General features: G+C 68.6%; 25 protein-coding genes. 5 read left to right on the forward strand and 20 right to left on the reverse strand.

Translation table 11 applies throughout. From position 1 onward, the window contains the following. Positions 1 to 214: 214 nt before the first annotated feature. The 8 genes from IU452_RS34070 to IU452_RS34105 are packed head-to-tail and all read right to left on the reverse strand — an operon-like array spanning position 215 to position 9283. Positions 215 to 892, reverse strand: a complete 678-nt coding sequence (locus IU452_RS34070; RefSeq protein ID WP_195113366.1) for a hypothetical protein — start codon at positions 890 to 892, stop codon at positions 215 to 217. After that, positions 889 to 2442, reverse strand: a complete 1554-nt coding sequence (locus tag IU452_RS39055) for a M23 family metallopeptidase (protein ID WP_267467710.1) — start codon at positions 2440 to 2442, stop codon at positions 889 to 891. The genes IU452_RS34070 and IU452_RS39055 overlap by 4 nt, the downstream gene beginning before the upstream one ends. After that, positions 2439 to 4379, reverse strand: coding sequence for a hypothetical protein (locus IU452_RS34080; RefSeq protein ID WP_195113367.1), 1941 nt, complete (start codon positions 4377 to 4379; stop codon positions 2439 to 2441). Before IU452_RS34080 ends, IU452_RS39055 begins: the two co-directional genes overlap by 4 nt. Beyond that, on the reverse strand, positions 4376 to 6928 hold the full coding sequence (locus tag IU452_RS34085) for an ATP-binding protein (protein WP_228819247.1): 2553 nt from the start codon (positions 6926 to 6928) through the stop codon (positions 4376 to 4378). Before IU452_RS34085 ends, IU452_RS34080 begins: the two co-directional genes overlap by 4 nt. After that, positions 6925 to 7464: a hypothetical protein gene (locus IU452_RS34090; protein ID WP_195113368.1), complete on the reverse strand. Its 540-nt coding sequence runs from the start codon at positions 7462 to 7464 to the stop codon at positions 6925 to 6927. Before IU452_RS34090 ends, IU452_RS34085 begins: the two co-directional genes overlap by 4 nt. Continuing rightward, positions 7461 to 7817: a hypothetical protein gene (locus IU452_RS34095; RefSeq protein ID WP_195113369.1), complete on the reverse strand. Its 357-nt coding sequence runs from the start codon at positions 7815 to 7817 to the stop codon at positions 7461 to 7463. Before IU452_RS34095 ends, IU452_RS34090 begins: the two co-directional genes overlap by 4 nt. A gap of 15 nt (positions 7818 to 7832) precedes the next feature. Then, a complete protein-coding gene (locus IU452_RS34100; RefSeq protein ID WP_195113370.1) occupies positions 7833 to 9017 on the reverse strand; it encodes a conjugal transfer protein in 1185 nt (394 codons plus the stop codon). Between the two features lie 2 nt (positions 9018 to 9019). Then, on the reverse strand, positions 9020 to 9283 hold the full coding sequence (locus tag IU452_RS34105; RefSeq protein WP_195113371.1) for a hypothetical protein: 264 nt from the start codon (positions 9281 to 9283) through the stop codon (positions 9020 to 9022). A gap of 351 nt (positions 9284 to 9634) precedes the next feature. On the opposite strand from IU452_RS34105, the gene IU452_RS34110 reads away from it, so the two are divergent. The 3 genes from IU452_RS34110 to IU452_RS34120 are packed head-to-tail and all read left to right on the forward strand — an operon-like array spanning position 9635 to position 13294. Then, a complete protein-coding gene (locus IU452_RS34110; RefSeq protein ID WP_195113372.1) occupies positions 9635 to 10534 on the forward strand; it encodes a hypothetical protein in 900 nt (299 codons plus the stop codon). Positions 10535 to 10548: 14 nt separating this feature from the next. Continuing rightward, positions 10549 to 12600, forward strand: coding sequence for a cutinase family protein (locus tag IU452_RS34115; RefSeq protein WP_195113373.1), 2052 nt, complete (start codon positions 10549 to 10551; stop codon positions 12598 to 12600). 1 nt (position 12601) lies between these two features. Continuing rightward, a complete protein-coding gene (locus IU452_RS34120; protein ID WP_195113374.1) occupies positions 12602 to 13294 on the forward strand; it encodes a cutinase family protein in 693 nt (230 codons plus the stop codon). 263 nt (positions 13295 to 13557) lie between these two features. Here IU452_RS34120 and IU452_RS34125 read toward each other — a convergent pair whose 3' ends face one another. Next, complete coding sequence (locus IU452_RS34125) at positions 13558 to 14277, reverse strand: hypothetical protein (protein ID WP_195113375.1); 720 nt, start codon at positions 14275 to 14277, stop codon at positions 13558 to 13560. 1293 nt (positions 14278 to 15570) lie between these two features. Between IU452_RS34125 and IU452_RS34135 the strand changes: the two genes are divergently transcribed. Further along, positions 15571 to 15993, forward strand: a complete 423-nt coding sequence (locus IU452_RS34135; protein WP_195113377.1) for a hypothetical protein — start codon at positions 15571 to 15573, stop codon at positions 15991 to 15993. A 54-nt stretch (positions 15994 to 16047) separates the two neighbouring features. Here IU452_RS34135 and IU452_RS34140 read toward each other — a convergent pair whose 3' ends face one another. From IU452_RS34140 to IU452_RS34190, 11 genes are all read right to left on the reverse strand, one after another. Then, positions 16048 to 16707: a hypothetical protein gene (locus IU452_RS34140; protein ID WP_195113378.1), complete on the reverse strand. Its 660-nt coding sequence runs from the start codon at positions 16705 to 16707 to the stop codon at positions 16048 to 16050. Beyond that, positions 16704 to 17444, reverse strand: coding sequence for a hypothetical protein (locus tag IU452_RS34145; RefSeq protein WP_195113379.1), 741 nt, complete (start codon positions 17442 to 17444; stop codon positions 16704 to 16706). Before IU452_RS34145 ends, IU452_RS34140 begins: the two co-directional genes overlap by 4 nt. 78 nt (positions 17445 to 17522) lie before the next feature. Beyond that, the gene (locus IU452_RS34150) at positions 17523 to 18413 is read right to left on the reverse strand and encodes a hypothetical protein (protein ID WP_195113380.1); all 891 of its coding nucleotides are present in this window, start codon (positions 18411 to 18413) and stop codon (positions 17523 to 17525) included. A 129-nt stretch (positions 18414 to 18542) separates the two neighbouring features. Then, a complete protein-coding gene (locus IU452_RS34155) occupies positions 18543 to 19043 on the reverse strand; it encodes a hypothetical protein (RefSeq protein ID WP_195113381.1) in 501 nt (166 codons plus the stop codon). Next, positions 19043 to 19321 (reverse strand): hypothetical protein, encoded by a 279-nt coding sequence (locus IU452_RS34160; RefSeq protein WP_195113382.1) that lies wholly within the window; start codon positions 19319 to 19321, stop codon positions 19043 to 19045. The genes IU452_RS34155 and IU452_RS34160 overlap by 1 nt, the downstream gene beginning before the upstream one ends. After that, positions 19318 to 19830, reverse strand: a complete 513-nt coding sequence (locus IU452_RS34165) for a hypothetical protein (protein ID WP_195113383.1) — start codon at positions 19828 to 19830, stop codon at positions 19318 to 19320. The genes IU452_RS34160 and IU452_RS34165 overlap by 4 nt, the downstream gene beginning before the upstream one ends. After that, the gene (locus IU452_RS34170) at positions 19827 to 20180 is read right to left on the reverse strand and encodes a WhiB family transcriptional regulator (RefSeq protein WP_324192993.1); all 354 of its coding nucleotides are present in this window, start codon (positions 20178 to 20180) and stop codon (positions 19827 to 19829) included. The genes IU452_RS34165 and IU452_RS34170 overlap by 4 nt, the downstream gene beginning before the upstream one ends. 389 nt (positions 20181 to 20569) lie before the next feature. Next, positions 20570 to 20974 (reverse strand): hypothetical protein, encoded by a 405-nt coding sequence (locus IU452_RS34175; RefSeq protein WP_195113384.1) that lies wholly within the window; start codon positions 20972 to 20974, stop codon positions 20570 to 20572. Continuing rightward, entirely contained in the window at positions 20971 to 21498 is a 528-nt protein-coding gene (locus IU452_RS34180; RefSeq protein ID WP_195113385.1) for a hypothetical protein, read from the reverse strand. Before IU452_RS34180 ends, IU452_RS34175 begins: the two co-directional genes overlap by 4 nt. Positions 21499 to 21830: 332 nt before the next feature. Then, on the reverse strand, positions 21831 to 22175 hold the full coding sequence (locus tag IU452_RS34185) for a hypothetical protein (RefSeq protein WP_195113386.1): 345 nt from the start codon (positions 22173 to 22175) through the stop codon (positions 21831 to 21833). After that, positions 22172 to 22426, reverse strand: a complete 255-nt coding sequence (locus IU452_RS34190) for a hypothetical protein (RefSeq protein ID WP_195113387.1) — start codon at positions 22424 to 22426, stop codon at positions 22172 to 22174. Before IU452_RS34190 ends, IU452_RS34185 begins: the two co-directional genes overlap by 4 nt. 300 nt (positions 22427 to 22726) lie before the next feature. On the opposite strand from IU452_RS34190, the gene dnaE reads away from it, so the two are divergent. Continuing rightward, a complete protein-coding gene (dnaE, locus tag IU452_RS34195) occupies positions 22727 to 26740 on the forward strand; it encodes a DNA polymerase III subunit alpha (protein ID WP_416382395.1) in 4014 nt (1337 codons plus the stop codon). Positions 26741 to 26789: the final 49 nt, after the last annotated feature.

Consider the following 26789-nt stretch of genomic DNA (forward strand, 5'->3'; position numbering starts at 1 on the left):
ACCGGAGCGCCCCTCCCAGGCCCCGCGGTGTACATAACCCTCGCCGAACATCAGCGCTCCGCTCGGCGACCTGTCGCCGAATATTCGCCGGGCATTCGTCGCACAGGTGTCGAACACTCACCCACCACTGCCCGAACAAGCGCTGTGCGTTGCGGCGGCGTCGGTCGCCAGGACGAGACTTGTCCCGGATTGTTCGGCGGTGGGTTTCGGGATGTCAGTAATGGGTGCGCATCGGCAGCGCTGTGGTGACCCACCACCCCTGCGGGCCTCGTTCGGCACGCACACCGATGGAGGGACTGGTGTCGTAGACGATCTCGACATCGGTGACGGTGGGGCCCGCCGCGCGGACGGTCACGGTGACGACCTGCGATGCGGGGACACGCCGCCAATCGGTGTGGCGGAGGCTGTCGCCCAGTTGCGGCGAAGTCCACCTGGCCACTCGTGACCACCAGTCCTCGAACCCGACGCCGGGAGTGGCCAGATCGGCGGCGAATGCGCGGGCGACGGCGACGGCGGCGGCGGTCTGGGCCGGGGGCGGCGGGGTGTCGGCGTCGCTGCCGACACCACCCGTGGGCGATGCCGATGGCGATGTGGCGCCGCCACTGGTCGGCCCGGCGGTCGGGCTGGTCACGCCGGTGGTCGGGCTGGTCGATGTGGTCGACGGGTGGCGGTCGCCGGGTGCTCCGCAGTAGTGCAGCGCCGCATACAGCAATCCGGCAGCGACGACCCCCGCGGCGACCCGGACGACCTGACGCCGCCGTGGGTGGCGGGACCCATCGGGGGTCACGTTCATATCGCCGGCCGTTTCGGCGGGTGGACCGTCCATATGCCCGGCCGGGGTGTCCATATCGTCGCCGACGGCGGGGTGGTGGCGGTGGTGTCTGGGTGTCACGGGTGCAGTCCCTTGGCGGTCAGGTAGGACTCGGGGTTGATGCTGCGCCCGTTGAGGCGGACTTCGTAGTGCAGATGGGGGCCGTCGGCGTCGCCGGTCTCGCCGACGGTGCCGATGAGGTCACCGGCGGTGACGTGCATGCCGGGCCGGACTTTGATGCCGCCCGCGAGCTGGTGGGCGTAGAGGGTTTCGACGGTTTCGTCGTCGGAGACGATATGGACGCATTGGCCGTAGCCGTCGCCGGAATCACCGGCCTGGGTGACCGTGCCGCCGGTGACGGCGTAGATGGGGGTGCCCGCGGGGGCGCCGAAGTCGATCCCGGCGTGGAAGCTGCCGTCACGGGGGCCGTAGTGGGAGGTGAGGGTGTACGTGCCGGGGTCGAGGGGGAGGCGGGCGGTGCCGTCACCTGGGGTGGCGGCGGCGGCTCCGGCCTGGTCGCCGTAGACGCTGATGTGGACGTGGTCGCGGTGCGCGGCGGTGTCGGCGGTGTTGCCGGCGGTCGGGTGGGTGTAGGCGCTCCACTGTCCCGCCTGTCCCATCCCGGGCCGCTGCCAGATCTGCTCGTACCAGATGACGTAGCGGACGCCGAGGGCGTCGGCGTGGTCGATGACCCACGCCGCGATCGCGTCGCCGTCGGCGCGGCTGCTGACCATGACGTCGACGGCGCGGCCTTCCTGATGGTCGCGGTCGACACCGGCGGGCCGGTCGCCGATGGTCGCCCACCGGTGGGATCCGAAGGTCTGGGCGACGCAGCGCAGCACCCGCAGCGCGTCGGGGGTTAGGCCCTGTTCGGCCGGGTCATTGGTGGCCGGGCAGGTCATTGCGGCACCGGTGCCACACAGGATGTCGTTGCCCGCGTCGTCGGCTTCCGCGGCCGCGGCGTCGCGGGTGGTGCCGGTGGGCAGCGGCGGCGCGCCGGCGGAGGCACCGCGGTTAGCGGCCAGCAGGCTGCGGGCGAGGGCCTCGTGCTGGGCATAGGCGGCGGGGAACGCGCTGCCTTGCACTGCTTGTGCGGCGACGGTGACCGGCATGGTCTGCCAGCCGGGCACCTTCTCCAGGGCCTGATAGAACTTCAGTGCCGCGATCTGCGGATTCATCAGCTCGGGCAGCGTCCCCCACCAGGGGAACTGTTGTTGGAACATGTTGACGCTGCCGTGGTCTCGGCCGACGCCGTCGTGGGGGTACTGCAGGGATTTGATGACGTCTTTCTGCTCGGGTGCCAGGCGCGGGTCGGTGCCGTCGTTGGCCAGCATCCTGAAGCCGGATTCCTGGGAGGCGGTGGCCAGGGCGATCACGACGGCCTGCTCGGGCAGGCCCAGTTGTTCGCCGACGGCGACGATGGTGGCGACGTTTCGCCGTTGGGCCTCGGCCAGTGCCCGGGGGTCGGTGGGCGGCGCGGCCGCTCCGGCGGGCAGGTCCGGGGAGCCGCAAATGCTCGATGCTTGGTAGTTCGCCGTGCTGGCAAGGATGAGCAGAGGGATGCCGATCAGCGCCACCAGACCGGCGGTCGCGAGCGCACCCAGCCCGAGGACCGCCCGCTTGCCGTTCATGGCCTAGCTGGCGGGCGGGCGGCGGGCGGCGTGGGCCTCGCGGTAGCGGCGGCGCCGCGAGGGGCGGTGGCGCGGGGTTGTGTGGTGGCGCGGCGCAGCTGGGTGACGGGCATGGCGGTGCCGACGCGCCGTTTGACGCCGGGCTTGTGGACCTCGTCCGGGCGGGGTCGGTGGGAGTGGCGGGCCGCCGCGAGCTCCTGGCGGACGGCGGCCATCTGCTGTTCGTGCGGTGATGGGTCGCCGGTGGGGCGGCGGCCGGAGTCCGATGCCATCGTGGTGGGCGCGTTCTTCTCGGCGGCAGATCGGAGGATGTGGGTGCCGCCCGCCGCTTTCTGTGCGACCTTCCACGCTCTCCAGACCGCGGCGGCGGCGCCGCCGCTGGCGGCCGTGCCGATCGTGGCGGCGGCACCGTGAGCGCCGACGAACGCGGCCGCTTTCTGGGTGGCGGTGAACGATCGCGCGGCCCGCACGGCGCGACTGCCGGTGCGGGCGGCCTGCCCGGTCAATTGGACGCCGTAGTAGGCGCTTTGGAGCATGCCGGCGTGGGGGGTGGTGCGGTGGATGTGAGTGGGTGCGGCACCCGGGCGGGTGGCGAGTTTGCTGGCCAGGACGTCGGACAGGCTGCGGATCGAGCGGACGCCGCGGCGGAACATCACCAGCCCGGCGACCAGCACGAGATCGGTGAGAAAGATCTTGCGGAACAGGTTGCCGTCCGGCGTGGCGAAGAAGTCCCGGATCACGATCATGTAGGCGGCGACGAAGACACACGCGAACACGATGGTGACCAGGGCCATCACGAGGTTGGCGGCAATCTTCCACAGGCCGCCGCGGGCCACGCCGGGCGCGATGCCCGCCAGCAGGCCCGGGATGGCTTTCAATGCCTGGAACAGCGCGGTGCAGGTGGCGGCGAAGACGGCGAAGGCCAGAGCCCAGCCGAACAGCATCAGCACGAGTCCGCCGATGATCAGCGCGAGCCCGGCGGCGATCTGGTTGGGTCCGGGGTTGTCGGCGTAGGCCTTCATCGGGCCGCCGTTGCCGTCGAACACCCCATTGCCGCCGCCTTCGCATCGGCGGACGTTGTCCTTCAACGTGTCTCGGGTGTTACCGGGATGTTTGTCGAAGCCGTGGTTCCAGGCCTGGACGCATTGCTGGCCTTCGGGGCCGGGCATCGCGTCGATGACCCGGCCGAAGTTGAGCATCTGGGTGGGCTGACGGATGAGGGTGTCGGCCAGCGACTGGCTGAGCTGGTCGACCATGTCGTCGGAATTGGCGGCGGTGTCCCCGTTGTGGGTGATCCCGGCCGCCAGTTGCAGGCCCGCGTCCCGCGCCTGCATGACCACCCCATCGGGTCCGGCGACCCGGTCGACCGGATTGGACAGCGCACCGACCGCGACGACGGCGATCAGGCAGGACATGACGATCTCGTAGACCCCGGTGGCCCAACGGCCTCGCAACATCCAGCAGCCGGCGACGAGGGCGGCCGCGGTCAGCAGCGTGCCGGCCAGGTTCATCTGCCCGGTCATCGCCGTCAGGCTGCCGCCGATGCTGCGGACCGGCGCCAGCAGGGTGGTGAGCCAATCGAATTTGAGGGTGTAGTCGAGCACCCAGATGGTGGCCGCGGTCATGCCCCGATAGATCTCGTACTCGCATTCGATCACGAACGCGTAGATCAACTTGCCGGGGTTGCGGGCGTTGCCGTGATCGAGGGACATGAAGTAGCGCCACACGCTGATGCCGTGGCTGTCTTTGATGTCCATCCACGAGAAGACCTCGTTGTCCGGCACCCCACCCTGCCCGTCCTGGGCGTGGGCAGGGGCGGCGAACAAGGCGACCGCGATGCCCACAACGTGGTAGACCACGACGGCGCGGATCAGCACGCGCCGCCATCGGGCCGCCCAGATCCAGCAGGCCGAACACCGCACCGGCCGGGGGATCATAGGGACACCAGGGTGCTGGCGCGGCGGCGCTGCTCGGTCGGGGTGGTCATGACCGCGGCCCGGCGGGCCGGCGACGACGGGGGCAGCACCTTGATGCGGGCCACATTGCCCCAGGCGTCGCGGAGGTACCCTTCGCCGCGGCGGGCGGGTTCGACGTATTCGCGGCCGGTCTGAGGGTCTTTGCCCGCGACCGGGCTGGTTTCCTCCATCAGCTCTTTCAGCAGGCCCGGATCATCCGGGTCCAGGCCCACGAAGGCGAGGCTCTTGCGCGCCAGTGGCAGGTTCTGCTGGCGCATCGCGACCTTGGTGGGGATCAGGCCGCGCAGGGTTTCCGAACCCATGCCCTCGTCGGGGTCCTGGCTGCCGAGCAGGATGAATGCGTTCTCCTTGCGGCCCTCACGGACGAACTCGATGCAGACCTCGAGGCCTTCCTCGGAGCGGGTGGAGCGGTGGCATTCGTCGAGCACGTACATCGCCGGGGTCGTGGGGTCGCCGAAGCACAGCTCCCGCGCGTAGTGGGCGATCAGCGCATAGAGGGCGCGACCGACGCGTTTTTCCAGCGGCAGTTCTTTGAACAGGTGAGCCTGCTCGATCTGCGACTGGCTGGGCAGTTGCACCAGGTGGGTGCGGAACACGATGGCCGGCGACGTCGTCACCAGCGGCGGCGGGTCGGGCGAGAAGAGGCTGGCGGCGTAACTCTGGTCGCGGTAGACACCGAGTTTCTTGGCCAGCTTGGGCGCGCACGGGTCGCTGCAGTCGGTGGCCAGATGCTCGGTCAGCTCGTAGAGGCCCCCGCCCAGCAGACCGTGCGCGGCCCGGTAGTCGGCGGTGAGCACGCTGGTCAGCAGCAGACCGAAATCGTCATCCGGCTGGATCTGCAACAGGGGCAGCAAGATGCTGGCGGCCACCTCGGCGCCTCGCCGCGGCGCGAACACTCGCAGCGGGTCGATCGACCAGCTCGACTGCGACGGGTCGACGATGGTGGCATCGGTGATGGTTTTCGCCCAGGACGCGTACTCGCCGAGCTGGGTGTGGTCGACCACCACCACCTGGCCGCCCCGGTCGACGAAAGCGCCGGCGACGGTCTTGATGAACACCGATTTGCCGGAGCCGAGGTTGCCGCACACGCCGATCGAGCCGGACACGTCGGAGCCGGATTTGCTGGCCACGTCGTGGTGGACGACACCGACGCGGGGCGAGCTGATGTTCAGCGCCAGCAGCGGGCCGCTGGTGTCGCCGACTTCGGCCGAGACGAGCGGCACGTACCCGGAGAAGTGGGTGGACGTGGTGATTTGCAGGTAGTCGTCGAGCATCCGCGGGCGCGGCGCGCCGGGGGTCATCGCCCACCACAGGTCGCATTGGCGGCCCAGGGGCTGCACAAGCCGGTAGTGGGAGGCGTCGAAGGTGCGGGCCAGCGCGCGCGCGTTCTGCGCTGCAGCCTCTTCGGTCGGGGCGCCGAGGGCGAACAGGAAGCTGGCCTGCACCTCGACTTCGTTGTGGTCGGCTTCCAGCTCGGCGGCGTATTCGGCGAGGTCCTCTGCGGCGGCGTCGAGCATGCTGTGGCCGTGGCTCAGTTCACCGGATCGCTGGTGGTATTGGTCCTGCAGGTTGATCAGCGCACGCTGGTTGGCCTTGAGGACTTCGTCACGGCCGCGGACGGCGAGCAGGATCGCCCAGTCCACATCGACGCCGGGCAGATCGTCGGCCAGGCCGAGGAATTCGCTGCCGGGAAAATCTTCACCGCCGGCGGGAGTGTCGGCCAGGGCCAGGATGGCCTGATAGCTGGGCGGCGGGGGTTCGACCGCGGAAGGCTGACTGATCTTGACGACCCGCGAGAAGGTGGGGATGCGACGGGCCCGCCAGGGGTGGTCGGGCCGGTCGCTCTGGGCACCTTCGTCGAGCAGGGGCGCGGGGAATGCTGCGTTGGTCTTCTCCCGTCCCGGATAACGCGACGGCGGCATGTCCAGATCCATGCTGAGGCCGCGCTGCAGGTTGTGCTGATGCAGCCACGCCATCTGGGCCGGCGTGACCGGGACCGGGCGAAAATAGGCCGGGATGTTGGCGGCGATCAGTTCGGCCTGATGGCGGCGAACCGCCAACTGCTCCGGGGTGGGCAGTTGGCGCGGTGCGCCGGCGAGGTCGGTCAGCGAGATCATCGCGGCGCGGCCGGCGGCGCTGAGCCGATCGCGCCACGTGTGGTGGGCCAGCGGCACCGACAGCCAGTAGAGCCGTTGCCCGGGGCGGAACTCGGCGAGGGTGTCCAGGGTGGCTTCGCATTCGGCGGCCCAGGCAGGATGGGCGTCGAGGTCGACGCCGGACTCCATGCGCGCAACGACGGCGTACGGGTCGAGGTCGGCGCAGATGCCCATCAGCAGGGACTCGCCGGGAAGGGACCGCAGCAGCAGTTTGTGCAGGGTGCGGGCCAAGTTCTTGTCGTCCAGCCCGCGGTAGCCGTATTCGATTCCCGACAGCAGCCATTCGGCGTAGACCACGCCGGAACGGGTCCAGCGCAGATTGCCGTCGATGAACCACGTGGGTTGCATTCTCATGCGGCCCTCCTCGCCTGGGCGTGGGCCAGCGCCAGCAGGTGCGCGGATCCGAGCGGCCGCGGGATGGTCGCGGCAGTGGCTGGCACAGGTGCGGAGGCGGTTCGAGCGGGCCCGCTGGCGGGGGGCTCGGTGATGGTGACCGTGCCGAGCGCAGCGGTCGGGCGCGGGAGGCGCACCGGGATGCCCTCGACGCGGGGGGTGGTGAGTCCGGCGGTGGCGCCCTTGGCGACCCCGGCGGCCACCGTGAACGGGTTGCGGCCGCCCTGGGGTATCCGGCCGAGCAGCCACAACGCGGCGGCGGGCAGGCCGAGCAGCACCATGATGTTCTGGGGCAGATTGCCGAACCGGCTCCACCAGCTGTAGGTGAGCAGCAGCAACCCCACTACGGCGCCAGCACCGAGAAATTGCACGGGGGTGTAGGGGCCGCCGGGGATGCGTTCGCCGGTGTGGGTACGGCCGATCAGGTACGGGAACTTGCGGGCCCGCTTGCGGTTCTTGATCCGGCCGCTGCCGGTCGGTGGGGCGGTGTCGGTCATGACAGGCGTCCGCCTGTCCACATCGCCAGCGCGGACGGTGCGGTGAGGTCGCCGTCCACTGGCCTGGTTGCGGCGGGCAGCGACGTGTTGACCTCGTCGCCAACCCGGTCGCGGACCGCGGTGACGTTCCACACCAGGAACAAGAAGATGCCGGCGACCAGGCCGGCGACCAGGATCGCGGACATGGCGCCGCGGGATTTGATCGCCGTGTAGATCATGAATCCGATCGCCACGAGCGAGGCGATCGTGCGCATGCTGTCCTGCGCTTCTCCGCCCTTGCGGTTGATCCAGGGCAGGATGCCTTCGGCGAGCGTGCTGACGGTGGGGTCGAGGGCGGTGGCGAGCAGGGACATGGCGGTGCTCCTTCCTCAGCGCGCCGGGGGCGGCGTTGCGGGCGCCGAGGGGGCGGTCGGCGCGGTGGACGAGCTGGTGGGGCCCGGTGCAGTGGGGGTGGCGGTGGCCGAGGGGGGTCCCACGGTCCGCGCTGAGCGGGGTGGCGGTGCGGTCAAGGGGGCGGGGTCGAGGGCGGAGATCTCCCAGCGACCGCCGCGCGCGGTGAGGGTGAGGGCGTATTGGGCGGTGAGGCTGTGATTCGGTCTGCCGGTGCCCAGCTCGGCGGTCACCAGGGCCCGCACGGTGTCGCCATCGACGGGGTTGCGGCGTCCGGCTGGGGTGTTGAGGTCCTTGTCGGTGGCGACAGTGATCAGCTCGACCGTCTTGTAGGGCGGTGGGCTGATCGGGCGGATCCCGACGCCAGGGGCGGTGTAGCGGGAGACATCCCCTTCACCGGTCGTGAGCGCGGCGAGGAACTGGGCGATGGTGGGCCAGATCGGGTGGCTGCCGACCAACTGGCCACCGCGGTAGCCGAGATCGCCGTCGGCGCCGACCGGGGGCGCGGACACCGGCGCGGGCAGTTGCTGCGCGCGGGCGGTTGTGTGGTCGGTGACCTGGACCGGGACCTGGAAATAACGGCGGACCGCGGTGGCCGGCGGGTCGTCGACGCCGCGCACGGTCACCGAGACGGTGACCGACCAGCGGGTGACCGCGGGTCCGGTGCGAGAGGCGGCGGTCGCGGGCGGCGTGGCGGTCGGTGCGGGCGTGGAGGTGGCGGGTTCGATGCGGGCGATCGCGGCGTCGCTGGCGACGAAGGATTGAGCCAGCGGAAGCCGCAGGCCGTCGGTGGGCACGTAGGGCTGCAGGGTCTTCTCGTCGCCGCGGGAGGCCTGCAGCCACGTCAGCACCAACTGCCGCGCCAGTTCTTCGGCGGCCGTCTGGTCGCGGCTGTCGCTGATCGGGGGCGATTTGGGGGCCGCGGTCATCGGTTGAGGCGCGGTGGCGCCGGTCAGGACCAGAGCCAAGGCGATGACCCCGCTGGCCAGTGCGGCAATGATGCCCCACTGGATCGCCTTGGTCAGCCAGCCCTGCCCGCCGGTCCAGCGCGCCTGCTCGCTGGTCGCGTCCTGACGCGCGGTCGCGGATCGGCCAGGCCAGCGTCGCCCACGCCGTGTGGAATCTGCCGGGTGGGGCGAGCGCGAAGAGAACAGGCGGCCCATGCTCACCACCTGCTGTCCGCGTCGGTCGCCGGCGCGGTGCTGTCGGTTTCGTCGACGAGCCGGGTCAGCGCGCGGCGGGCTTCGATCAGACCGGGGTCGGTGAGCAAGTCCTGCAGGTGAGCCGCGCGGGCCTCGGACAGGGGGTTTCGAGACAGGTCCTCGGCGGCGCCGCGGATCGCGCTCGAGGTGCGCATCACCGTGCCGGCATCGTGCAGTCGGCGGTACATCGCCGTCGCGGTGGCGGCCGGGACGGGGTGCTCTGTCATGCGCTGTCCTTCCTGCGCGGAGCTTCGTGGGGGCTCGTGTGCAGGAGGGGAGGTGCGCTCGCGGGCCTCGTGTGACCGCAGAAGGAAAACTTTCTGCCACGAATTTCGCCAGCCGCGCGCGCTATATGGACACCCATATGGACCATCCGCATGGGTTGACCGGAGTTTCCGCAGGTCACGCCGGGTGTGGGTGATCGGGTTGTCGGCGGCGGCGCTGCGCCGACGGCGACTGCGTCGGGGCCGAACCCCCTTATGGACACCCTGATCGGCGCCCGGAAAACCGCAGTTCACCGGCTATATGGCGCTGTTTGTCTCCCTCGGGTCAGGTCCGTTGCCCTCGAGGAGGTCGCCATGAACATCGGCGCAGCGGCCCACGCGGTCGCCTCACCGGTTACTTCCCGCCCGATTCGTTCGCGCTTCCACGCCCAACTGGCGGCGCACTACACCGAGCACATCGTGCCTGCGGCGGCGACGCGACGGGAGATCGCGCGGTGGCGCGAGAGCTATCCCGCGCTGGCGGAACTCACCGAGCTCACCGAACTGCCCCGGCTGGTTTCCGCCGACCCCGACGCGGTCCTGACGGCGTTGCTGCGGGCACATCAGGACGGCTCCGAACTGGCGGGCGCGGCGCTGCTGCACCAGATGCTGCCGAAATTGCTGAAACTCAGCCGCTACGCGCGGGTGCCCGGCTACTGCGCACACACCGCGTATGCCGATCGCGGCAGCGAGACCGTGGCCGCGTTCCTGGCCGTGATCGCCGAATTCCAGCCCAAACCCGGACAGCGCGTGGCCGGGCAATTGGCGCTGAACACGCTGCACCGCACCACCGTCGACATCGACCACCCGTCGGAGACCCCACTGGCGGACCCCAGCTGTGGCACCGCACCGCCCAGCCGGAGACGCACCGGTTCCGGTGCCCGGGCCCGGCAGGCGTTGACCGTTCCCGATGTCATCGACTGGGACGCCCGGCCCTATGACTTCACCGCCGACGAGGTCCTGGACTGGGCCGTGGACCACGGCGCGATCAGCGCCGGCGACCGGGCCCTGCTGGCCGCGGCTTACCTGTCCGACACGACCGATCTGCGCGAGGTCGCGTCCCGGTTCGGAATGTCCTACCCGGCGCTGCGTCAGCGGCTGCACCGCCGCCTCAGCTGCATCCAGCAGGCGGTGTGCACGCATCTGGCGATCGTTCCCGGAGCACGGTCCGGGCGCCGCACCCACATCTGTCACACCCCGCGTCGCGCGGCCTGACCAGGAGGGCCGACATGAACATTGTTTCGACGACCCATCGCTGGCTCGTGCGGCACGAATCCCGCAGGCGCGCCGCGACTCTGGTCGCCCTCGCGACCACGCTGGCGGTCCTCGCGGTGGCCGGTGCCTCGGCCAGCGCCCGCACCGGGCCCACGGGCGGGCCGCTGCGCATGCAGGCCGACGGCTGCACCGCCCTGGAATTCATCACAGTCCCCGGCACCACCGAGGGCACCGCCAACTCCGCGATACCGACCGGGTTGCTCGCCCCGGTGGCCACCGAACTGCAGCATCGCTTCGGCGACAAGTTGACCCTGTGGACCAACCCGTATCCCGCGGTGGCGTTCACTGCCGGCCAGACCTATGCCGACTCCAAGAACCAGGGCGTCGATCTGCTGCGGCAGGAACTCGATCGGCTCGCCAATCAGTGCCCCGAGACGAAGGTCGGCATCGTCGGCTACAGCCAGGGCGCCGATGTCGCCGGCGACGTCGGCTGCGAAATCGGTAGCGGGGCCGGCGCGATCCCGGCCGCCAACATCGTCGGCCTGGGCCTGGTGGCCGACCCGCACCGCGGTACCCCCGGCGCCACCACCGTCGGACCCAACAACGACAAGCAGGGCATCATGGGCCCGCGCACGCAGTGTCCGGGGTTCGGCGCCCTCAACGGTCGCGTCGCGTCCATCTGCGTCGACGGCGATCTGTACTGCGGTGTCGACAAGACCCGGGACCCGCTGCTGGCCGGCATCGCCAACGTCATCGGCACCATCACCGGCGGCGACGTCGGGACAGACACCAACAGACCGGACAACGGCGCCGGCGGCGGGGACACCGCGTCGCAGGAGCTGGCGAAGTCGCTGATATCGGACTTCTCCCACGCCGACCTGCAGTCGCTGCCCGGTGACATGAGCCAGCTCGTCGACGCCGCCCGCAGCGGCGACGCCGCCACCGTCGCGCGGCTGTCGGCCAAACTGGCCGACACGCTCAAGCCGTTGGCCGACACCGTCACCGACACCACCGGCAACCCCGCGATCGCGAGCAGTCTCAAATCCGCCGATGCCGGATCCCCGCAAGCGATCACCGGCGCGGTGCTCGACACCGTCCAGCATCTCGACCTCGGCAAGGCCATCAGCACCGCCAGCCAGCTCGCCAACCAAGCCTTGGCCGCCACCGGGGGCGGCGCCCGCGCGCCCACCACCCCGGCCCCGTCCACCACTGGTGAGGGGCCGACACCGTCGATGGCCGACTCCGCGAATGCCCTCGATCAGCAGCTCGCTCCCCTGGCCTCGACCCCCACCGACCAGTTGGCGACCGCGGCGAAGATCTTGTCGACGGTCAAACCCGCAGTGTGGGTGGACCAGATCACCAACATCGCCACCGGCACGCTGTCGATGGCCACCAACATTCCCAAGATCTTGGAGACCCTCGGTCACATCGGCCCCATCCTGCTCGACGCCAACCCCGACATCTGGGCCAAGATCCACCGGCTCCGCGACGTCGCCGGCGACCTCAACAATTTGTTCCAGCCCGTCGTGAAGATGGCGGCCGCGGTCGACCTGCACACCGCCTCCCGGCTGATCGGCATGATCCCGGACCCGAACGGGATCGCGCCGATCATCAGCGTCGTGGTCGGGCTTCTCGCCAACGTGGATGTGATCGGCCTGGCCAACGAGGTGGGTCGCATCCAGAACACCGCCTGGGACGTCCTCGAATCCTGCAAGACCGGATGCGACCTGGGCAAAGCCACCGGGCTCATCGGGACGGGACTCAATCTCGTCAAGATCGCCCTCGACGCCCTCGGCGGCGGGACCAAGACCCCGCCCGATCAGCTCGGCACACAGACCCCCGCAGCCGGCGGGTCACTGTCCGAGGCGATCGCCAAACTCGGCGGATCCGACAGCGGCGAGGCCCTCGGGAAGCTGATGCAGCAGGGGCTCGACGCCGCCAGCTTCTACATGGGCGGTGCGCACCAGTCCTACGGTCAGGCCGTCGTCGACCGCTCCGGCCGCACCACCCTGGCGTGGCTGACCGACTGGTTCACCCAGCAGTTCAACAAGGGCCTGGGAGCCTGAGATGACTACCGCGGCTTCCACCCACTCCCGGTGCCACGCAACTTCGCAGCGCCGCCCGGCACGACTGGTGGAGACGTTCGTCGCTGGACTGCTCGCGGTGTGGGCGGCAGGCACGGTGATCGGGGGAAGCGGGAACGCCACGGCCGCAGCCTGCAGCAGCATCGACCTCGTCGTCGCACGAGGCACCCACGAGCCGGGATGGCTTGGGCTCAAGGTGGGCGATCGCTTGTTCGCCGACCTGCAGGCCGCGGTGACGTCGTCGCTGACCGCGTATCGAGTCGACTACCCGGCCGACCTGCTCGATCCGTTCTCCGTCGGCGACGGCAGCCGCGATCTGGTCGCCCATCTCACCGCCCAGGCCACCGCCTGCCCCGATCAGCGGTTCGTGCTCGCCGGCTACTCCCAGGGGGCCGTCGTCGTGCATGCTGCGCTGGGCACCTGGCCGGCCACCCTGGTGCCCGGTGCGGCGCAGCTGCCGCCCGACCTCGGCGACCGGGTGGCCGTGGTGCTGCTGTTCGGTGACCCGCTTCGGTTGATCGGGCAGAGCGTTCCCGAACCGTACTCGGCACGCACCGGGTCGTGGTGTCTCGACGGGGACCCGGTCTGCCAGCCCGGTGGCCGGGAACCACCGGCGCACATCGCCTACTCCAGCCACCTCACCGAGGCGGCAGCATTCACCACCGACCACCTGTGACACGGGCACAGCCTGATTCCCGTCCGGGCCGAAGGACACACTTGTCGCGCGGCGTATCGACTAGGTTCACGACGCGGCGACGATGGGTGCATGCCTTGATCGAGCGGGTAGGCCTGGCGCACGTTCTCGCGATCGAACTTCCGCAATAGCTCGACGATGGTGCGGGACAATCGGTTCCGGGGAATCGCCGAGGAGCGTCGTCGATCCGTGGCGTACGTACTGGTTGTACCGGCGATTCCCCGGAGTCTCAAGCGGTGGCCTGCTCAGTTCACAATGATCAGATCGTCGGCCGGCACGCTCGAAGAGCGCGGGAAACCGGTGCCGTCCCACCGCACCACCACCTGCCCGGCGCGGACGACACCTGGGGCCTCCACCCCGTCTCCGAGATCCCAGGGTTGCGGTGCGACAACTGTGCCGACCGCATTCCACGCTCCCCACCGCGCGATCCGGGTGCCGGGCGGTGGATCGCTCGCCGGCGTGAGCGCGGCCAGGACGGCGGGATCGGGGGCATGGCCATCCGCCGCGGCGGCAAGGAGCTCGGCGGCCAGCCGGCATACCCGCACCGCTTCGACATACCAGTGCGCGGCACTGTCGTCGGTGACTGCGTTCGCGCGATGCGTCGCGTAGACCATGGCCACGCGCGGGACGAACGGATCGGAGTCGAGAGCCCGCCATTGGCGCACCGTCTCACCGCAGGCCGCGTCCTCCTCCTCTATGTGGACGCTGGCCAGCGCGGCGGAGCCGAGCGGTGTCACGGTCACACAGTCCTCCACTCGCTCGAACGTGCGGCCGCAGTCTGTGCAGGTCACGGTGCCGCCGGAGGCGAAGGTCTCTTCCAGGTAGCCGCGTTCGCGGCTTTCACAGTCGGCACACAGCCGGTAGTTGTCGCAGCCGTGCTGATCGCACACGAACACGGCCAGCGGCGCGATCGCATCGACGTGGCCGCCGCCCTGGCAGGTTCGCGAAGCGGGCGCGCTACTCACGACCGGCCATTTCCTCGACGGGTGCGACGACAGCAACGTGCACACAAGCGCTCATGACGGAAAGCCCCTGGGGGTTCGGGCGGAGTGGTCGGCCCCGCGAAAACGACAACCCAAAGAATAGTTCCTTCCGCATTATCGTGCAAGAGCAGGAGCATCCCGCACCCTGATCACCCGTTCGGGGGCTTGCCCTTGGCGCAGGCGAACGGGGGCTGGCAGACCGGTTCCTTCGCTCGATCGGTCGGACCCATGATTGCCTATCATCGGGCCATGTCCTCCGCGAGCCCACTACCTGCCGGTGATCCTGGTCGCGCCATTGCCAGCCCCGATGGTTCCGTCGGCGTCGCTATTCGGAGCGAGTATCAGCAGTTCACAACCGCGCGTGAGGAACTCGACCATTTATGCCCCGGGCAGGCTCGCCGAGAGGTTGCGGAGCAGGTCCGCGAGGGGATGGCTCGATTCGTGTCATGGCGGCGGGCCCTTCCTGCCGGGCGCATCGGATGCAAGGTCGATGCGCCGGAGCTGCTCCTGCACTCGTTCCAATCCGCGGGGGCCTACCGTCAGCTGCGTGCCGATGGAGTGGTGCGAGGGCCAGGCGAGCACATGGATCCCGACCTGCGGCCGACGTGGCTGCCGGCCTATGCGTGGATGACCACCCAGGTCGAGCAGCGGACCGGTGTTCGGATGCCACCGGGCAGTATTCCGATCTGGGTCTGGGCGTACACGACTCGCCAGGCACTCATCGGCGAAGCCCGCACTTACGCCCGCAACCAGCCGGGACCGTCCTGCTCACCCTGCGCATCCCCACCGAGCAAGTGTTGCTGTCCAAATTCGGCGACTGGCACACGCCGCTCGGACAATCGCTGCTCCATCCACCCGACGGGGCCGGGCTCGTCGACGAACTGCAGCGTTCTTGGGAGCACGTGTTCTCCATCGGGAATCAGGATCTCCGGTACGGCATCCAAGCCTGCCTTACCCGAACTGCGCGCCGATCACGTCGTCGCCGACATGGAACCAATGCCCTAATCGAATGCGCAATCCGCTGCCGCCAAGAACGTCAACAGCGGCTCTGGCAAGAAAGACCCACGACCCCAACCGCTTTCGTGGTGCTCCGGGCTTCCGGGGACATCGCCGTGCCAGCACAGAATGGCTGTCTGTACCTTCCGATCACTACCTCCGGAGTAATGGCGGCGGTTCGGAGTGGCTGGGTCGGTGCAGGGTTGTTGTCGGTGGGTGGGGGGATGATTCGCGGTGGTATCTGCTCGACCGCGCCCGCTGATCGAAGGAGTCACTGCCATGATGCCCGCCCTGTGGGTCGCCGTACCCGGCGCGTGGATTCGCGCCGACCGAATCGTCGAAATCGGTGTCCAGCCGCGCCGCATCGCGCCGACGGCGGACAACGACTTCAAGCCGGGGACCGCGTTCGTGGTTACTGCCCGGGTAGGGACCACCACCGGGAAGTGGCGGTGGGACGAGGACAGCGGCTCTGGCGACACCGAACTGGAGGCGTACAGCCTGGCGCACTCCGTTGATCAGGACACGGCTCGCGCGCTCGCGAGACGTCTCGTGCGCACCGTGATCACGTATGCCGATGTCGGCGGCATCGTCCATGTGACCGCGACTGGCGTGAAGGTCGAGCGCGTTTCCGCGCAGCGTCCGGCGGATCCGTCTCCCCGCACACCCGACGCGACGGGTGAGGGCGACGGCCTCCAAGAGTGACCAAGCTCGAACGGGCCGAGCCTCGAGTCGGACGTGATGGCCCGTCAGGCTTTGTCATGCTCTCCACGAGCCCTCGCGCTCAATGGATTCCGATCGCCAGCTGGCCGAAGATCTGTTCGGCGAACCACCAGTGTGCGGGGGAATGCCGGGGCCGCACGTACGGTTGCGCGTCCAGCAGGGTGCAGACTCCCTGTCGTCGCCGGCGGCGATCCCAATCCCCCAGAACGTGGCCTCGGCCGCCGCGAACGGCGAGATCGGCGTCGGGTTGTCGATCGCGATCATGCGTTGACAGTGCGGAGCGAATTGGCCTGCTGCATGCAGACTGTCACGCCAGCGGCGCATCGGAACCACAGCCAGTTGCACCCGGATCGGCGGGATTGCGTGTCGATGCAGGCGACCCGCGGCGTCGGTGGTCACTGCGCCGTCGGGTGCGGCGCGCAGCGCCCGTAGGTGCCGCGAGGACAGGGCGTCGGATGGCACCGGGCAGCCCTCCGGCAGATGCAGTAGTGCATCGATCACGTCCCATCGGTCGATCGGCGCCATCCGTGCCTCCGCGCGCCGAGCGACCTCTTCCGGGTCGAGACTATAGGCCACAGCGGCCCGGATCCCGTCCCAAGTCACCACTGCGGCCGAGGCTCCCGTCACTGCTTGCGCGGCCTGCACAGCGCTCGACATACCTCGCTCCGCCCGACTGGCGGTGTCGCGGGTGGTCACGAGCCGACGCCTCCGCGGATGAACCGCAAGGGTACGACCGAGGCGTGCTGGCCCTGGTGTTGCGGCGCCGGGTGGCCGCGGTGGTCGGCGTGCGGTTGAGCGGGCAGGGGGCGCCGGTGAGCAGGTGATCGACCGGGTGGGCCGGCCGACGGCGGGTGCGCGCGCGAATCGTCGGGCCGAGTCGACCGCGGGCGGCGGGCGTGCGCTGCCAGCGCCTGCAGGCAGGCAGTTACAGCGGCCGCCTCTCCGACCGGGCAGGTCAGGTCGTAACCGACGATGCCCCACAGCCGGCAGCACACGTTGAGATTGGGGATGGCAGTGGGGTCGATTCCCCAGGCGCCGGCGGTAAGGGTGCCGATGTCGGCGAATCGGTGATGCCACAGCGGGGGCAAGTACCAGCGTTCCAGGACGTCGGCGAGGAAGGTGGCGGCCAATTCCGGAAAGGCGCCGGCAATGGTGTTTCCGGCCAAGGCGGACGCCAGTGAGCGCAGCGATTCGGGAAAGTGGGCGGCGTCGCGGGTCGCCCGCCCGGCAACGTCACGGACGCTGTAGGCGTAGGAGTCGAGGGTGTCCGGGTCGGCGGCAGCCATCTGTTCGGGGGTCAGCGGGACGGCCAGATGCCAGTGCTGGCCGGTGTCGGTGTCGATCGCGGCGATCTCGGCGGCGGTGTGCCGCAATGGATCCGGGCCGGTAGGTGCTACGGCGACCACGATGGTTCGGCGCTGGTGCCCGCTCATTGTGTCCTCATCCTTGTCGGTGTTCGGTTGTGGGCGTGGTGTTTGACTCAGGTGGATGTGGGTGCCGGAACGGCGGATTCACGCCGCGGTGCCGGCGTGCATAGCCAGTTCGGCGCGGGCGGCGACGACCTTGTTGTGCGCGTCGGTGCCGCTGAGTCGCATGGCCCGCGCGATCTGGCTGGTGTTGCAGCCGTGAGCCAGCAGAGCTCGGGTGTACATCGGCCGGTCGTCTTCGGGGATTTTCAGACCGTGGCTGCCGGGCCTGGTCTGTTCCAGCAGCCGGTCGAGCAGTTCGGTGTCGTAGTCATCGTCCGCGGCTCCCGCGGCCGGGCCGGCCGGTGCGGATGCGGCCGAGGCGGATTCGGCGGTGTCGATCGTTGTCTCGTCCCAATGGAGCGGTACGCAGAATCCGCGCGCCCGGGCCGAATCCGCTGCGGCATCGCTCGGTCCCGGGGTGGCCTGCAGGTCGTCGAACAGCACACCCAGATGGCGAGCGGTCCACAGGTCCAACGTCGTGTCGGGGTCCCCTTCGGCAAAGGCACGCAACACCTCTGAGGGAACGTCCAGGTCGGCAGCGAGCGAAGGCCAGGGCCAGCCGATGGCAGCAAGTGCTTGCAGTCGACGGCGCGCACCCACCGGGGTGAGGATGTGTGGCAGCACCATCTGATCATCCGGCGGGCACGGAATTGCCAGGATGCGGTCGGCCACCGAGTGCGGAATAACGGGGATCGGGCCCAGCCCGCGCTCGGGGCACCCGCTCCGCAAAGCCCGCACCCAAGTCGGCCGGACCCGGCCCGCGGCCGCCAGGGCGAGCCGATCGATTCCGAAGAGGGCCAGGGTGCGGGCGTGGCGGCGGGAGGGAGTGGCGTCGACCCAGTCAGGATCCAACTGGGTCGGCGGGGCGAGTCCGAACCGCGGACCCCGGCAGTATGCCTGCACGATCTGCAGCGATGTCTCGCATCGAGTCATCGGCATCTACCTCCGATCGTGAACCGACGTGAAGCCGACGTGGGCGGGCTGGCCTGGATGAAGGCTGATTCTCGGGTGTCGGATGCGCTGTAGCAGCGCGTCCGGGACACCGGCCGCGGTCGCGCGCGGTCATGCCGATCTGCGGTGGTCTCGGTGGCTATCGTCGTGTTCCCACTGCGAGATCTCGTCGAAGACGTGCCACGCCGGTCCGCGGGCGGTCAGCGTCAACTCGGGCGTGACGAGCACGTAGATGACCTCCGCAACCAGTCCCGGGTTGTCGGCGAGCATCCGGCCGAACCGCTCCCGGCTCCACACGAGCGCTGCTGCGCGGTCAGTGAACGGTTCGTGCACGGCCAAATCCTTCCCGTTGGGACAGTCGTGGTCGGGTCGGTGGATCTCGAACTCGACGAAGCATGGGCCGCCCATCGTCTTCCCGCGAGGCTCGAACCGCAGGCATGCCTGGAAGGACTCCGGCATCACCGGTTCGTCGTCGAGGTCGGTGGGGTCTTCGAAATACATGTCGTTGAGAGCGGCACACAGATCGGCGCAGGCGCTGTCGTAGTCGGATTCGGAGGCGGTGAGTCGTTGCAGGATGCTGCGGTCCGGGCTGGGGGGTGACGGGGGTGTCATCACTGAATCCCTTCTGCGCGAGACAATTCCGGAGATTGAATCATCTGGTCGGCGTCTGATTCTGGGCGGGGGTGCGGGCAGTCGGACGGTGTCGACCCGAGCAGTTGGGGGGTGAGGTCGAGCATGTCCAGCAGCATTCGCGCTTGTTCGGGGTCGCCGTCGGCGTACGAGCACACCAAGGCGCCGATTGCGCGCAGTTCGAGGGGTTTGTTGTGCCGTTTCCATTTCGGGATTTGCCGGTCGAGATCGGCGTGGGTCTGAAACCGTGGTCGTTTCATCGGTTTTCGCTCCCCCCGTGGAAGGCGCCGGATGCCACAAGAGTGCGGTCCGGCGGGCCCGGCGCTGAAGGCAGGGTGGGGTCCGGGTCGCCGTGGTGAACGTGGAACGGCCAGCGCCAAGAGGGCCGGAAAACCCGGGTATGCGAGGCTCGTTCGCCGGCGGCGTCGCTGTCGGTGTGCTGGGCACGAGGGATCGAGCGGCGATCGAATTCCGCTGCCGGCGTGAGCCTTTCCATCCGCGAGGAATCACGCCACAACGACTCCCGATCCAGGAGATCCTCGATCGCTCGACCCATATTGCGGCGCTCGGCCACCATCTCGGTCAGCAGATGGTCCCGGGCGGCGAGTTCGCGATCGTGATAGGCCAAGTCGATAGCGAGTAACCAGGTTGTGCGGCTCAGCTGCCGGTTGTCCGCCTTCAACCGATCGATCGTCGCGGTCAGTTCGGCTACCCGTTCGGCGTCGGTCTTCGCGACGGAAGCCCTCGGCCGGGGATCGCGGCGGGTCACGACGCTCTCCTCAGATCCGCGGCGGTGTGAGGGGTGAGTCGGCGGCGTTCATGTGCCGACTTCCCGCCCCACACCCCGAACCGAATCCCGTGCTCGAGGGCGTACTGCAAGCACCGGTCCTCGACGGGGCAGACCGCGCAAATCCTTTTCGCGGGCCGCGTGCTGTCGTTCTTGTCCGGGAAGAACAGTTCCGGATCCGTCTGGGCGCACACCGCGAATTCCTGCCAATACTCGTCATCGTCGTCCACCAGCCACGGCATCAAGGCGCGCAGACGGTGGCGGATCCGCCAGCGGGCCACGGCTCCCTCCCCCGAATCGGTGCGGTCGGCGTCGGACAGGTGATCGCTCATCACCGCGCCCTCCTTTCAGAAACGTGCAGGTCAGAGACTTCGCACGTGGTCTGTCCGGTCATAGCGCGCACGGTAGGGGCTCATCCCGACACCAGCGGCGGTTGATCTCCCACCCCCGAGGATCATCAGCGGGACTGGCTGAACATGCCCGCCCCCATGGTTCGGCAGTCCGCGTGCAGGGTCTGATGAAGAACGCCTGCAGTCGGCCCCGAAGAAGATCCAGCTGCATGCCCTTACCGCAGCCGACCGGCGCGGACCCACGCCTTCTACCGCCGCTTCCCGTCGGCTTTGGGTCGTCCGAGCGCCTGTTCTCTCGCCCGGTGCGACCGATCAGCTGACGGCATCCGTCACGAACGGCCGGCGGAGGAGCCTATCCCCCGTCCTCCTGCTCAATGCTCGTTTGTCTGCCGTCGGCTTGGGGACCCGTCATTGACGGTGATGTCGCAGCGTCCCGGGCCGGTGTTCTCTGGATTGTCGATCGCGCTCAACTGCCGTCTTTTCGTCAGCGTGGGCCGATGGTGGTAGTCCGACCTGACGATCGCAAGGTATGCCCCGAGGGGGCTGTGGCGTTCGACGCTGTAGGCGACGACTCGGCTGGCATCGGACTGACTACGGTGCACTTGGAAAATGGTGCCGGTGCGCCGCACCGCTTCGGGGTGGTCGGGCGCGACGCCGCGGCCGTGGGCGTCTGTCCACCAGGCGATCTCATCGCCTGGTGCAAATGCGCCGAACGGGTATTCCGCGATCCTGTCGCCTGCGCCGGCCCCGAACTCCGACTGACCTGCGTCGTTCATGCGCCGGCGCCTATTCGCACGCGCGGTCGGTGCGCATCCTCGACGCCTGTCCATTGCATTCGACCTTCTGTCACGGGCCGAGTTTCGATCTCGCCGTAGCGGATTCCGCTCTTATCGCGGGCCTCCACGGCGAACCGTGTCGACGTCAGGCGCCCTGTGCCGTGGCCTATTCCGTGGAATTTCTTGATGCTGGTTGTGATGTGGAGTTCGGTTCCCGGCCAGCGGATTCCGCCGGTGAGGAGCAGGGCGCAGTCGTGGGTCCGGACACGGGCAACTATGGCACGAGTTTTCGAGGGAGCTACGTCAAGACCCATCGGTCCTGCGATGACCAGGCCGATTCCGTCGACCAATTGGCGAATGATTTCGAGAGGGTCCGGGCCCGGGTCCGGAATGTAGGCCAGTTTCGGCAGTGAGGCCCCCATTTCGGCGGCTGCCAGGAGGCCGAAGCGAGGCAGCCCGACCAGCGCGGTGTGGATGCCGCCGCTGGTCGCTGCGGCGGCGATTCCTGCCACTGGACTGGTCACACCGGAATAGGACGTGATGGCGCTGCATGGGATTCCTCCGCCGGGCAGGATGTCGGCGAGCGCCGCCGGAACGGGTATCACGGGCCGGTGGGCTCGTGTCGGCGGATGTGACGTGGTGGCTGAAGGTGCTCCTGCTGCACGCCGGGTCGGCACAGCGGCGAGTCTGCGCTGCAGGGCGGCGTCTCGTTCCGGGCGGGATAGTCCAGCGAATTCCGCCGGATCGATGACTACGACCACGAGCGCACCTCCTTCACCTCTCCGTACTCGAATGTTTGTTCGACTTCGAGTATAGGACTCCGCCAGAAGGCGACATTGGTGGGCGGGATTTCTGTTCAGTCGGTGATCAGCTTGGCCAGCACGCCGACGACCATGTGCATGGTCGCCTCGGTCACGACGCCGATCCGTTCGACCATCCACGGTATGTACAGGGGCGTGACGCGGTAGCAGACGGCCGAGAGGCCCGGCAGCGGGTCGTCGTCGGACAATTCCACCGCCAGACCGGGCATGCGGGGTGCCTGTTCGATCGGCACGGCCAGCACGGTCGGCAGGATTGAGTTGATCGCGGTGCGCTGCACCACGAGGACGCGGTCACCACCGAGCGAGGAGGGTTTCTCGCGGCCGCCGATGGTCGGCAGGTAGCGCCACAGTTCGCCGTGTGCGGGAGGGGCGGCGGTCACCAGGTGGCACCGCTGGCGCGGATCGCGTCGCCCATGGCGGCGCGCTCGGCCTCGGCCTCGGCGAAGTACTCGGGGGTGGTCCGGCCCTGGCTGTGCTCGTAGCTGGCGGCGATGCGGGCCGATTTACGCATCACCTTGTCCATCAACGCCGATTCCGCGAACGCGGACAGGGTGACCCCGTCGTCCTCGGCCAGCCGCTTGGCTTCCGCCAGCACCGCAGAGTCCAAGCTCAACGACGTATTAGTCTTCATAATAGGAGCGTAGCAGCACTCGTGCTCCAGTTGCGGGTGGAAGTGCGTGGAGAGTTCACCCCAGGGTCACGATCGACCGGAGGTCTGTCGGCCGCTGCTACCGCCTGTGGAGTTGGAGATCCTGCCGGCCTCCCCCAGGGGAGGGATAGCTCCTTCATACATCGGTGGAATTGTCCTCTCCCCCATCGTGCTTCCGACATCGCAGCGTCGTCGTGGTCGGACGGCGGGCTACGTGCTGGGGTCAGGAGTCGGTGGTCGGCAGTATGTTGCTGGCGTCGACGTCCACTGAGGAGGGCGATTGTGGCTGCGACGGACTCTTTCGTTCACCTGCACAACCACACCGAGTACTCGATGCTCGATGGCGCGGCGAAGATCACGCCCCTGTTCAAGGAGGCCGAGCGGCTGGGGATGAGCGCGGTCGGCATGACCGACCACGGCAACATGTTCGGCGCGTCGGAGTTCTACAACTCCGCCGAGAAGCAGGGCATCAAGCCGATCATCGGCATCGAGGCCTACATCGCCCCCGAATCCCGGTTCAACACCAAACGCGTGCTGTGGGGTGATCCCAGCCAGAAGAGCGACGACGTCTCCGGTTCCGGCGCCTACACCCACATGACGATGGTCGCCGAGAACGCGACGGGCCTGAAGAACCTGTTCAGGCTGTCGTCGCTGGCCTCGATCGAGGGCCAGCTCGGCAAGTGGTCGCGGATGGACGCCGAGATCATCGCCCAGCACGCCGAGGGCATCATCGCCACCACCGGCTGCCCCTCGGGCGAGGTGCAGACCCGGCTGCGCCTGGGCCACGAGCGCGAGGCGCTGGAGGCGGCGGCCAAGTGGCAGGAGATCTTCGGCAAACAGAACTTCTTCCTCGAGATCATGGACCACGGCCTGTCCATCGAGCGCCGCGTCCGCGAGGGCCTGCTCGAGGTCGGCCGCAAGCTGGGCATCCCGCCGCTGGCCACCAACGACTGCCACTACGTGCACCGCACCGATGCCCGCAATCACGAAGTGCTGCTGTGTGTCCAGACCAACTCGACGATTACCGATCCGGCCCGGTTCCGGTTCGACGGCGACGGCTATTACCTCAAATCGGGTGCCGAGATGCGGGCGCTGTTCGACGCCGAGATCCCGGGCGCCTGTGACAACACCCTGGTCGTCGCCGACCGGATCCAGCCTTACGACCCGGTGTGGGTTCATCGTGACCGGATGCCGGCCTTCCCGGTGCCCGAGGGCGAAACCCAGGCCAGCTGGCTGCGCAAGGAGGTCATGCGGGGCCTGGGGCGCCGCCTTCCGGACGGTGTACCCGGCGAATACGTCGACCGCGCCGACTTCGAGCTCGGCGTGATCATCCAGATGGGGTTCCCGGCGTACTTCCTGGTGGTCGCCGACCTGGTCGGCCACGCCCGATCGGCGGGCATCCTGGTCGGGCCCGGTCGTGGTTCGGCGGCCGGCTCCCTGGTCGCGTACGCGATGGGCATCACCGACATCGACCCGATCACTCATGGCCTGCTGTTCGAGCGGTTCCTCAACCCCGAGCGCGTGTCGATGCCCGACATCGATATCGACTTCGATGATCGCCGCCGCGGAGAGATGCTCCACTACGCCACCGAGAAATACGGCAGCGACAAGGTCGCTCAGGTGATCACCTTCGGCACCATTAAAACCAAAGCGGCGCTGAAGGATTCGGCGCGGGTGCAGTTCGGCCAGGCGGGCTTCCCGATCGCCGACCGGATCTCCAAGGCGCTGCCACCGGCCGTCTCGGCCGTCGACATCCCCTTGGCCGGCATCACCGATCCCGCGCATGACCGGTACGGCGAGGCCGCCGAAGTCCGCGAGCTGATCAACACCGATCCGGACGTCGCCAAGATCTACGAAACCGCCCGTGGCCTCGAGGGACTGATCCGCAACGCCGGCGTGCACGCCTGCGCGGTGGTCATGTCCTCCGAGCCGCTGATGGACGTGATCCCGGTGTGGCGGCGGGCCCAGGACGGGGCGATCATCACCGGCTGGGACTACCCGTCGTGTGAGGCCATCGGCCTGCTGAAGATGGACTTCCTGGGGCTGCGCACCCTCACGGTACTCAACGACACCATCCGCGCCGTCACCGCCAACCGCGGTATCGCCTTGGACCTCGGCAGCATCCCGCTGGACGACCCCGCCGCCTACGAATTGCTCGCCCGCGGTGACACCCTGGGTGTGTTCCAGCTCGATGCAGGACCGGCCCGGGATCTGCTGCGCCGCATGCAACCCACCGGCTTCGAGGACATCGTCGCCGTGCTCGCCTTGTATCGCCCGGGCCCGATGGGCATGAACGCCCACAACGATTACGCCGACCGCAAGAACGGCCGCCAGCCCATCGCACCGATTCACCCGGAACTCGAACAACCGCTACGGGAGATCTTGGCCGAAACCTACGGCCTGATCGTCTACCAGGAACAGATCATGCAGGTGGCGCAGAAGGTGGCCGGCTACTCGCTGGGCCGAGCGGACATCCTGCGCCGCGCCATGGGCAAGAAGAAGGCCGAGGTCCTGACTGCCGAGTTCGCGGGCTTCGACAGCGGAATGCGCGCCAACGGCTACCCCGCTGCGGCAGTGAAAGCCTTGTGGGACACGATCCTTCCGTTCGCCGGATATGCGTTCAACAAATCGCATGCCGCCGCCTACGCCATGCACTCGTACTGGACCGCCTACCTGAAAGCGCACTACCCGGCCGAATTCATGGCCGCACTGCTCACCTCGGTCGGCGACGACAAGGACAAGGTCGCGGTGTATCTGGCCGACTGCCGCCGCCGCGGCATCCAGGTGCTGCCGCCGGACGTCAACGAATCCGAACACGACTTCACCTCGGTCGGCAACGACATCCGCTTCGGCCTCGGCACGGTACGCAACGTCGGCACCCACGTCGTGGCCTCGATCACCAGGACACGCAAGGAAAAATCGAAGTACACCGACTTCTCCGACTACCTGAACAAGATAGACACCGTGGCCTGCACCAAAAAGGTCACCGAATCCCTCATCAAAGCAGGCGCTTTCGATTCCCTCGGGCATCCGCGCAAGGGCCTGATGATGGTGCACGCCGACGCCATCGACGCGGTGATGGCCACCAAGAAGGCCGAGGCGATCGGTCAGTTCGACCTGTTCGGCAGCGTCGACGACGCGGACGACGCCGTTTCCCGTGTCTTCGATGTCACGGTGCCCGACGAGGAATGGGACACCAAGCACAAGCTCGCCCTGGAACGGGAGATGCTGGGCCTGTACGTGTCCGGGCACCCACTCGACAACGTAGCGCATGTGCTTGCCGCGCAGGCGGATACGCAGATTCCCGCACTTCTCGACGGCGACGTCGAAGACGGCACACAGGTCGTCGTCGGCGGCATCCTCGCCGCGATCACGCGCCGAGTCAACAAAAAGACCGGACTGCCCTGGGCGACGGCGCAATTGGCGGATCTCACCGGCAGCATCGAGGTGCTGTTCTTCCCACAGACCTATTCGCTGTACGGCACGGACGTCGTCGAAGACGCCGTGGTGCTGATCAAGGCTCGCGTGTCCGTTCGCGACGACCGCATCTCACTGATCGCCGACGACCTGATCGTGCCGACACTACCGGCGCACGACCCGCCCCCACCACTCGCCATCACCCTCCCCACCCGGCTATGCACCCCCGACACGGTCGCTGCCCTGAAGCAAGTGCTGCGCGCGCACCCCGGTGCCACCGAGGTGCACATCCGGCTGGCCGGTGCCGCCACCACGCTGCTGAAACTCGACCACAGCCTGCGCGTGTCCCCCTCCCCCGACCTGACCGCGGCTATCGATGCCCTGCTCGCGGGCGCCGAGCAGGGCTCGCCGGCGCCATCCGCCCCCACCCCGTCAGCACCGATCGAGGCGACGCCTCCGCCGGTATCCGGCACGATGCGGGTCGTGGTGACCGGTTCCCACGACTGGACCGCATGGGAACTCGTGTGGCGCGAGCTCGATGCGCTGGCCAAACGGTGCACCACACTGCAAGTGGCGGTGGGCGATTGCCCGTCCGGGGTCGATCTGCACGTGCGTGGCTGGTGCCGTAAGAACAAGCACCGCTGCCAGTGGCGCGTGTACCAGGCCGACTGGCGTCGTCACGGCGACGCCGCCGGGCCGCTCCGGAATCAGGAAATGGTTGACGACAACCGTGACGCCGTGTGCCTGGCCTTTCCACTGTCGACATCGATCGGCACGAACAATTGCATCGACCTCGCACGGGAGGCCGGATTGCCCGTCCGCATCATCACCACCCCACAGCAAACCGAACCGGCCGCAGCGGCAACTCGTCGGCGATAGTCCTGATCTCATCCTGCAGCCGATCGCGTCCGCGCTGGGCCACCGGCTA

The organism is Nocardia transvalensis (assembly GCF_015477765.1).
GTDB lineage: Bacteria > Actinomycetota > Actinomycetes > Mycobacteriales > Mycobacteriaceae > Nocardia > Nocardia transvalensis_A.